The sequence below is a fragment of the Bacillus sp. GMa5/1 genome, assembly GCF_050172015.1.
GTDB classification, from domain to species: Bacteria; Bacillota; Bacilli; order Bacillales; family Bacillaceae_G; genus Bacillus_A; species Bacillus_A cereus.
The window spans coordinates 1-9,620 of sequence record NZ_JBNLYC010000152.1 but is presented as its reverse complement, the minus strand read 5'-3'; the positions used below and the strand labels follow the sequence as shown (position 1 = coordinate 9,620).

Here is a 9,620-nt window from a genome sequence, read left to right as displayed (position 1 = left end):
AACCCCATATGCAATTATGCATAGCATATACACAAAAAGGATAGCTTCATTTTCGCGAAGCTATCCTTAAAAAATTTTCTTATTTTTTCAAATGATATGGAACTGTCGTAATAACAACATTTCTTTTATAAAGTAAATACGCACGTATAAGTAAACTGGATTGATTATGAAGAATGTTATGCCAACCTTTTTTCGGAATGAACTGTGGTATAACGACCGTAACACGGTAATTCGATTCACTTGCCTTATATTGCACTGTATCGATAAACTTCGTTAGCGGCTGAATAATACTTCTATAATGAGAATGTAATGTAACAAGCCTTACTTCAGGTTGCCACTTCTTCCATTTCTCCTCAAATTTCTTTTCCTCTTCTCTGTCAAAAGCAACATATACTGCGATAACTTGATCTGCCGAAAGCGATTTCGCATAGTTCAATGAATTTTCTACTACATGCGTCATACCTGCTACAGGAACGACAATTACATTCCCCTCAATTGGAATAAGAGGCTCGCAAGTTTTTAAACTTAATTGATCACCCACTGCATCATAATGCTTCTTAATTCGATGGAATAAGAAGATAATAACTGGTAAGAAAATAAGAATCGACCAAACTTGTGCAAATTTAGTTAAAAAGAACATGCTCATTACGATAAAACTAATAACTGCACCAATTAAATTAACCGTTAATCTTAAAGCCCATCCTTCAGGCTTTTCGCGAAGCCATTTTAATACCATCCCTGTTTGAGAAAGTGTAAATGGAATAAATACACCTACTGCATATAGTGGAATTAAATGTTCTGTTTGTCCTTGGAAAGCTACAATTAAAATAATCGAAGCAACTCCAAGTATAATAATACCGTTTGAGTAACCTAGGCGGTCTCCTCTAATCGTAAACATTCTCGGTATGAATTTATCTTTTGCAAGGTTAACCGCTAATAAAGGAAATGCAGAATAACCTGTATTAGCAGCAAGAATTAATATTAAAGCTGTTGTACCTTGTATGAAATAGTACATGAAATTACGTCCAAATGTTTGTTCAGCAATTTGAGAAACAACTGTTACTTCTTTACTCGGAGTCACTCCGTAATAATAAGCTAAAAATACAATTCCTGAAAATAACACAGCAAGTAATGCACCCATTGCAAGCAATGTTTTTGCAGCATTGTTTGGCGCAGGATCTTTAAAGTTCGGAATTGCATTTGAAATTGCTTCAACACCTGTTAAAGCAGAACTACCTGATGCAAATGCTCTTAGTAATAAAAATAAACTAATCCCTGCAACTGGTGTACCAATTGGCGCATGTAAAGTGGGTGAAACATGACCAGTTAAAATATTATATATGCCCACACCAATTAATATAAATAGTGCTAAAACGAATAAATAAACAGGATATGCTAAAACGGAAGCTGATTCCGTTACTCCCCTTAAATTTAATATCGTAATTAATATAACAAATATAACCGCAATAATTACGTTGTGTGCATGTAAGCTAGGAAACGCAGACGTAATTGCATCTGTACCAGCGGACACACTTACCGCAACAGTTAAAATATAGTCAACTAATAAAGATCCTCCAGCAATTAAGCCTGGATTCATCCCTAAATTTTCTTTTGATACAACATACGCTCCCCCGCCATGCGGATAAGCAAAAATAATTTGACGATAAGATAAAATAAGGGCTGTCAATAATACTAATACCCCAACAGCGATCGGAATGGAATACCAATAAGCGATCGCTCCAACACCTGCTAAAGCAATTAAAATTTGCTCTGGACCGTAAGCAACTGATGACAATGCGTCAGAAGATAAAATAGCTAAAGCTTTCGTTTTATTAAGCTTTTGTTCTCCAAGCTCCGTTGATTTTAACGGTCTTCCAATTAAAAATCTTTTAATAGATGAAACCAATGCTGTCCACTCTCCAATAATTTTGTACGAACTTTTCTGCTTGTTGCAGCCAGTAAACTATTTACTCAGAAAACAAAAAATGTCTACAAGCCATAGCGAAATAGACTTGTAGACATTATTTTTTTTGTCGCACAAGCTCCACCTTCCTTCTCAATATAACGCTTACGAGGTTAGCTGTCGGATTCGGGCCTATGAGTAGCCCTACCTTTTTTAAGGATTCACCCCATCGGATTATGTACTAATCCGTAAAACGGGTCCCCCGTACCATGCGGTTTCAGCGATTTAGAAAATTGAAACTGTGGATTATAATACTCCTTTATTTTCAAAAAGTAAACAAAAATTTTTAATAAGAAAAAAATTAAAATGATTGTGCATAATCCACTGAGAAATATACATAATGAATACTAAAAAATCCGCAAAGGAGACCCCTATGTCTAAAGAAAAGAAGCCTATTTTTTCCGATTCATATTTAGATGCAGTAGCAAATGAAATTAATCAGTTATATGGTAAACGTGAACAGGAAATAAATTTGACAGATAGAACGAAAAGAAATAAATAATTTGTCATACAAAAAAATAAAAAAGATAGCAATACACTTATATATTGCTATCTTTTTTATTTTTTCATACATCTAATTCTATTACAGATCTGTTAAAGGTCATCTCTTCATACACCTTTAAATTTTGATATATAGTGCCTAATAATGGTGCCGCTATAGAAAATTGCTCTGCTACATCCAGTAAATATCCTTGCAAGTGCTTCCCTTCAATAAACGAACCCTTCTCCATATCACGTTGCATCGATGACTTCATATCATACGAAATTTTATCAATTGTTTTCATATGTTCCTGGGCAATATTAACCTTTATTGGAGCTCCTAATACTTTCATAATTTGTACAGATTCCTCAAATACATTACGGATAAAATCACGGCCGCCTTCACTTTCACGAATTGGTCCAATTGGTGCACGCATTAACGTTGTCACACCGGACATTACAGTAATAAATAAATATTTATGCCACATATCTTGCGTAATATTTTCACTTAAAACAAAACTAGATTTCGTACCTGCAAATGCTTTAGAAATATGCTTTACTCTCTCTGAATTTTGAGACTTAATTTCTCCAAACACAAGTCTGTTGGTAGCGCTAGTTTGTACAATTTCTCCTTGATCGTTTAACGTCGTCTCGATAAAGCATAAACCGCCAAGTACTTTTTCTTCGCCGAATTCTTTTTGTAATAGTGATAAATGAGCGATACCATTTAACAATGGAATGATTACAGTACCTTCGCCAACAAACGGCTTCAAATCTTGAATTGCCTCGTTTAAGTGATACGCTTTTGTTGAAAATAAAATGACATCAAATGGAGAAGTTCTCTCTTCCTTCGTTATTAATTTCGGTTGAAAGGAAAAATCCCCGTTAACACTTCGGATTACAAGTCCTCTTTCCTCTAATTGTTTTTTCCGTTTACTACGAACAAGAAATGTAACATCTTCTCCCTTTTCGACTAATCTGCCACCAAAAAATCCTCCGACTCCACCAGCGCCTAATACTAAAATCCGCATACAGCATCCCCCTTTTCAAAATACAATTTTATAACTTTTAGTATACATAACATTATACATGTCCTCTGCTAAATAAGCTGAATTTTCACTCTCAATCGAGTATAAAACAGTGGTTATTTTCAAATAAATTTGGGCATGTTGTTTCTATAGCATATATGGAAAGGAAACAATGTAGATGGAGGCAATACAAGCAATTGAGGAAAAAGATGTAGCAACAGCTATATTTCAATTTATATTCCCGTTTTCTTTTAAAGCTGGATATGAACAAAATATGTTCCCTTTCTTACAAAAAAACGATTTCCGTCCTTTTCGGCTTGATCATCTCTATGATGAAAATACATATTATGGGGAGTTTAAAGTTTCACATCAAAATATGGAAGCATACTATCTTTCATTTACAAATAAAATTCTCTTTCCTCACTCAGAGCATCAAAAGGGCTTGCAACGTTATTCAAAGGACCTTAACTTAACTGGACATTTAACAACAAACCTTATTTCAATCCCATTCAAGATACACTCTATTGATGTAACACTTTGTCCTTATGAACTTGGCTTCTTAACAATTCGAACAGAAGTAAACACTGCTCCAAGCATGACTTTATCTGAAGCAATCGAATTCGCTGCTCGCTTCCGTGTACTTGAAACTAAAAATGATACAAATGAGACTATTTGTATTGAATGTAACGGAAAAAAGTATTCCCAAGTTGAAAAATTCATTTTTGGTTATTTATTTCATGGCGTAACTGATTTCTTTGAAAAGAAGAGATTACGAAGTTCATACTTTCAAACCTTCCCTTTCTTCGAAGATCAAAGAATGTACGTCCAAACTTTATTGTCACTAAAAGAAGGTATGGAACTTAATGAAGTGGATGTTTATCGTACTTCTAGTCTTTCCGGATTAACAAGTGATGGTAAGCCATATGTGAGTGCAAATAACCTTCCTTACATTCATGACTATTTAAAAAAACACGCTTACCAGAGATGGGCTCCAAATCGTTATTTCATAATGGAAGAACATATTTTTACATGTGTAACAAATGAAGGAGAACGCGAAATCGCTAAACTTGCTAGTCAAATGTACGGAGAATTTTATTACGCTTTATTATTAAACCTATTCCATAAAATTGTTTTATTAAAAATGGCAAACGCCTATGCTGAGCTAAACATTGAACAAGATACTAATGAAATAGAGAAATTAATTTATTCGATCAATTCGTTCACTGCTAATTATTTTTCTTTAGAATTAGTATCCCAATCACAAAGTGAAGATATTTTCTTCCGCTTAAGAAAACTTTTTAATATTGAGGTTCTATACTCGAACGCGAAACAAAATCTTGATAGTTTGTTTAAATATCAAGAAAATGTCGCCTCTAAAAAAGATAGCCTTTTATTATTAATTTTAACGCTCTACTCTGTAGTGGGCCAAATGTTAGGGTTTACTATGATTGACCTTTTAAGAAACACCGATTCAAACAAAATATCGTCACCTCTTGAATTTTTCGCTCTATTAATCGCGATTAGCGGCATTGTCATTTCACTTATTTTAGGAGCCCAAAGTTTATACCAATGGGGTTTACAGCATAAACGAAGAAAAGCTTGGGTAAAACAAACTGTACTTTCTGCCGTTAAAGAGAAAGAAGATAAAAATTAAAGAAGGTTATTTTCAAATTCTTGGCGCGCTGCAGTAAGTGAAATCTTTATCAGCGATTTTCCGATTATATCGGCGCAACTCGAAATATATCAGCGATTTTTAAGATATATCAGCGCAACTCGAAATATATCAGCGATTTTTAAAATATATCGACTTACCGACAAAAACCGACAAATAAAAGGGCCGGATAATAAAAAAAGGGTGCTCCAAAATTAAACTTGGAGTACCCCTTTTATTATACGAATTCAGTTTACTTCCCTGCTTCGATTTGCTCTAATGCAGCAGCTACTTGCTCTTCCGTTAATTCATGTTGTATTACGTAGCGGTTACGTGGACTTACACGACATTCATGAGAACATGCACGTAAATATTTCGCTTCGTTTTCTTCAGAACATAAGATTTTCTTATTACATTCTGGATTTGAACAGTTTACATAGCGCTCACAAGGTTCACCTGTAAAGTGGTCTTTACCAACGATAACATGTTCTTTTTGGTTTACTGGTACAGCGATACGCTCATCGAACACGTAACATTGTCCATCCCAAAGCTCACCTTGTACCTCTGGGTCTTTTCCGTACGTTACAATTCCGCCGTGAAGCTGACTTACATCTTCATAACCTTCACGAACTAACCAACCAGAAAACTTCTCACAACGAATTCCGCCTGTACAATAAGTTAAAATCTTTTTACCTTCAAGTACTTCTTTATTTTCACGAATCCAATCTGGTAATTCACGGAATGATTCGATATCAGGTTTAATCGCACCTTTGAAGTGACCTAAATCAAATTCATAATCATTTCGTGCATCAATGATAACTGTATCTTCTTGTTTCATTGCTTCATAAAAATCTTTTGGCTCTAAATACTTCCCAGTTATTTCGTGTGGGTTAATGTCATCTTCTAGACGAAGTGTAACTAACTCTGGACGAGGACGCACGTGCATTTTCTTGAATGCATGACCATCAGCTTCATCTATTTTAAATACGATACCGTCAAAACGTGGATCATTGTTCATTGCTTCCATGTATTTCTCTGTTTGTTCTACAGTTCCAGAACAAGTTCCGTTAATACCTTCTTTTGCTACAAGAATTCTTCCTTTTAATTCAAGTGAATTACAAAATGCTAAATGCTCTGCCGCGAATTCTTCTGGGTTTTCAATTGTTGTGTACATGTAATATAGTAATACTCTGTATGGTTTTGTAGTTGCCAATGTATTTCTACCACCTATCTAATTTTTTAAATCATGTATAAGTTAACGTTCATATCAAAACATATATAATAAGAAAATGAATCCCATTTTCTTTTCTTTATACTATTTTCTATCAGTTAACAAAAATAAAAAACAAGATTACACACCAAAACACTATGGTTATGTTGTAATCCCAATATATTATATATCATACAAATGCAATTCCATCAATTAATATGCTGTATTATCGGCTTTATGTTCACATAAATTTCAAAAACAGCCCTTTAATTCACTATGTTTCCCCATGTCATCACACCATAAACTCCCAATTCATTTTACGTTATCACACCATCCATTGTATAAAGGCATATAATTTGCATTAAGGAAACTTTCGTGTTCAAATGAAATTACCATATAACATATTTAAATGTATTGAAATAATGAGTAAGAATAAATACAATAATTTCATCAAGTTAACATTTTAAAGGGGAAAACTACTATGAATAAAGATATAACAAAAGATGAACATCTCCCTTCTGAAAGTACAACTGTACAATCAGCTCACTTAGCTTTAAGTGGAGAAACAAAAGGCTGGAAAAGACTGTTACCATTTTTAGGACCCGCTTTTATCGCGTCCGTTGCTTATATTGATCCTGGCAACTTTGCTACAAATATCGCAGCTGGTTCACAATATGGATATTTACTATTATGGGTTATACTCGCTTCTAACTTAATGGCTGTATTAATCCAAACTTTATCAGCTAAATTAGGAATTGCTACAGGAAACAATTTACCCGAAATAGCTCGTGAAAATTTTCCAAAGCCTGTGTCTATCGGCTTATGGATACAAGGTGAACTAGTTATTATGGCTACAGATTTAGCGGAATTTATTGGAGCTGCTTTGGGGCTTTACTTACTATTTGGAATCCCGATGCTACCTGCCGCTTTAATTACTGCAGCCGGATCATTTATTATTCTTGAGTTTCAACGTAGAGGGTTTCGTCCACTAGAAGCTATTATTACAGGAATGATTTTCATTGTAGTAATTGCTTTTGGGATTCAAGTTTTTTATGCAAAACCAGAATTAAGTCCCCTTCTTTCAGGACTATTTATTCCAAAATTCCAAGGTGTAGACAGTATATTACTTGCAGCAGGGATTTTAGGTGCAACAGTTATGCCACATGCAATATACTTGCATTCTGCATTAACACAACGCCGCGTGGTCGGAACAACTGACGAACAAAAGAAAAAGATTTTTCGTTTCGAATTTATCGATATTATTATTGCAATGGTTATTGCTGGAGCAATTAATGCAAGTATGTTAATTGTTGCTGCTGCACTATTCTTTAAAAACGGCTTGCACGTTGAAGATTTAGATGTTGCTTACACTCAATTTACCAATTTAGTAGGTCCTGTATCGGCTGCATTATTTGGGATTGGACTTTTATCAGCAGGACTATCTAGCTCTTCTGTCGGTACAATGTCGGGTGATATTATTATGCAAGGTTTCATTCGCATGCATATTCCGTTATACTTACGCCGATTTATTACAATGATTCCACCATTAGTTATTATCGCTTTAGGTGTAAATCCAACTTACGCTCTAGTCATGAGCCAAGTCGTCTTATCATTCGGTATTGCATTTGCGCTAGTACCACTTATTATGTTTACAAGTAACAAAAAGATTATGGGTGCACTCGTTAACCACCGTATAACAACATTTATCGCTTGGATAATTGCAGCACTCGTTATCATTTTAAATATCTTCTTACTGTATCAAACATTTGTAGGATAATGAAAAAGGGTATTCCAATTTTAATTTGGAATACCCTTTTTGGATGAAATGATTTTCTTCTAGTTACCACTTATGTATGTCCCTCTTTCCGGCATCATGACACCATTTTCAGTTCGAAAGTAAAGTGGCAATCCTTCCGCAAAAAACATACTTACCTTGGACGGATTTTGCCTTTGATGATGGATATGTAAATGTGGCTCACTTGAACTTCCTGAGTTACCGACTTGAGCAAGAAATTCTCCTTCATTTACACGTTGTCCTTCTCTAACTTTAATGGACCCTTTCTTTAAGTGGGCAAGAATCAAAAATGTCTCTGTTTCATCTATCCGTAAATATATGTAATTCCCTGCCATTGACTGAAAATCATCCAATCCGGGAATTAAATCTTTTTCATCATTATTGATTGATACAACCGTCCCAGAAGCTGGTGCCATTACTTTCGCTCCATATATTCCGTAATCCTCTAACTTACTACTTTTCACTTCAGCAGGTGGAATGAGGATATCATATGCCCACCTTTCATTTGGCTTTATAACATGATAGTTCGTTTCTAACTGATCACCGCCCCAGCCTATTAATGCTCGTTCATTCAAAGGAACACGAACTACTGCTTTAGGACTCATAGATTGTATATCTGCTGGGTAAGCAATTCTACCTATATTAGCAAACCAACCGACAGGCCAAGCTCCAATGATAGAAAACAGAATGATTAAAAATAGCGTTCTATCTATCCGCTTTCTAAAAATGCCTTTCCAAAAAAATATTATTACTGATCCTACCAAGAGGAAAACTGAAATAAAACTAAAAGCCTGAATACTCCACCAAACAAAAACTGATGTAACACCATTAGCTACATAAACTAAGATCCAACTTATAATTAAAAAAGAAACTATAATCACTAATAAAAATTTCTTCCACATGTCGCATCCCTACTCTCATATCCTTTTTCTCAATGATACAAAGTAAAAATTACGACATATAAAAGAAATACTTACGACTTTCTTACTTTTTTATACTGCGGTAATTTCACAGTGAAAACTGTTTCTTTATCGTTACTACGTACAGTTAGATCCCCTTGATGGAGCTCGGCTATACTTTTTGAAATTGCAAGCCCCATTCCTTTCCCACCAGTATAAGAACTACGTGATTTTTCACTACGATAAAATTTCTCAAAAACGTAAGGAAGGTCCTCTTTCGGAATACATTGTCCAAAATTTTTAATTTCTACTTCAACATTCATTGTTTTATTGGAAATTCCAATTGCAATTTCCTTTCCATCTTTTCCATACATAATACTATTACCTATTATATTTTCAAATAGTCTCACTATAAGTGCCACATCAACTTCTACATACAGCACTTCATCACTTTTAATATAAAAGCTCATATTAGCATCATCTAATTGTGGTACAAAGCCAATCATGATTTGTTCAATTAATGCTTTCATATCTACTTCATCTTTATGTAATTCAATCTCTCTATAATTTATTTGACAGTATTCTAATAAATCA

At 34.4% G+C, this 9,620-nt stretch carries 8 protein-coding genes and 1 riboswitch; of the genes, 3 read left to right on the top strand and 5 right to left on the bottom strand.

The window, feature by feature from the left end; genetic code table 11:
• Nucleotides 1–79: 79 nt before the first annotated feature.
• Nucleotides 80–1,906 carry an APC family permease gene (locus ACQGSG_RS23245; protein WP_000254887.1) on the bottom strand — a complete coding sequence of 609 codons (1,827 nt, stop codon included), beginning with the start codon at nt 1,904–1,906 and terminating at the stop codon, nt 80–82.
• Nucleotides 1,907–2,050: 144 nt separating this feature from the next.
• Nucleotides 2,051–2,196, bottom strand: a riboswitch (cyclic di-AMP (ydaO/yuaA leader).
• Between the two features lie 140 nt (nt 2,197–2,336).
• Here ACQGSG_RS23245 and ACQGSG_RS23240 point away from each other — a divergent pair.
• Nucleotides 2,337–2,465 (top strand): hypothetical protein, encoded by a 129-nt coding sequence (locus ACQGSG_RS23240; RefSeq protein WP_000031873.1) that lies wholly within the window; start codon nt 2,337–2,339, stop codon nt 2,463–2,465.
• Nucleotides 2,466–2,529: 64 nt separating this feature from the next.
• Here ACQGSG_RS23240 and panE read toward each other — a convergent pair whose 3' ends face one another.
• On the bottom strand, nt 2,530–3,474 hold the full coding sequence (gene panE, locus ACQGSG_RS23235) for a 2-dehydropantoate 2-reductase (RefSeq protein WP_097855925.1): 945 nt from the start codon (nt 3,472–3,474) through the stop codon (nt 2,530–2,532).
• A gap of 175 nt (nt 3,475–3,649) precedes the next feature.
• On the opposite strand from panE, the gene ACQGSG_RS23230 reads away from it, so the two are divergent.
• A complete protein-coding gene (locus ACQGSG_RS23230) occupies nt 3,650–5,125 on the top strand; it encodes a hypothetical protein (protein WP_000387423.1) in 1,476 nt (491 codons plus the stop codon).
• 250 nt (nt 5,126–5,375) lie between these two features.
• Here ACQGSG_RS23230 and ACQGSG_RS23225 read toward each other — a convergent pair whose 3' ends face one another.
• A complete protein-coding gene (locus ACQGSG_RS23225; protein ID WP_000246214.1) occupies nt 5,376–6,335 on the bottom strand; it encodes a rhodanese-related sulfurtransferase in 960 nt (319 codons plus the stop codon).
• Nucleotides 6,336–6,813: 478 nt separating this feature from the next.
• On the opposite strand from ACQGSG_RS23225, the gene ACQGSG_RS23220 reads away from it, so the two are divergent.
• Nucleotides 6,814–8,109, top strand: coding sequence for an Nramp family divalent metal transporter (locus ACQGSG_RS23220; protein WP_001030677.1), 1,296 nt, complete (start codon nt 6,814–6,816; stop codon nt 8,107–8,109).
• A gap of 59 nt (nt 8,110–8,168) precedes the next feature.
• On the opposite strand, the gene ACQGSG_RS23215 is transcribed toward ACQGSG_RS23220, so the two are convergent.
• Together ACQGSG_RS23215 and ACQGSG_RS23210 are read right to left on the bottom strand one after the other, a co-directional pair.
• Nucleotides 8,169–9,029: a M23 family metallopeptidase gene (locus tag ACQGSG_RS23215; RefSeq protein WP_000265535.1), complete on the bottom strand. Its 861-nt coding sequence runs from the start codon at nt 9,027–9,029 to the stop codon at nt 8,169–8,171.
• Between the two features lie 71 nt (nt 9,030–9,100).
• Nucleotides 9,101–9,620, bottom strand: a 520-nt coding sequence (locus ACQGSG_RS23210; RefSeq protein ID WP_426948128.1) for a sensor histidine kinase, incomplete at its 5' end; no start/stop codon positions are given.

Coding starts and splice junctions, on each gene's coding strand:
- ACQGSG_RS23240 (WP_000031873.1), top strand. CDS start 2,337: ATGTCTAAAGAAAAGAAGCCTATTTTTTCCGATTCATATTTAGATGCA.
- panE (WP_097855925.1), bottom strand. CDS start 3,474: ATGCGGATTTTAGTATTAGGCGCTGGTGGAGTCGGAGGATTTTTTGGT.
- ACQGSG_RS23230 (WP_000387423.1), top strand. CDS start 3,650: ATGGAGGCAATACAAGCAATTGAGGAAAAAGATGTAGCAACAGCTATA.
- ACQGSG_RS23220 (WP_001030677.1), top strand. CDS start 6,814: ATGAATAAAGATATAACAAAAGATGAACATCTCCCTTCTGAAAGTACA.
- ACQGSG_RS23215 (WP_000265535.1), bottom strand. CDS start 9,029: ATGTGGAAGAAATTTTTATTAGTGATTATAGTTTCTTTTTTAATTATA.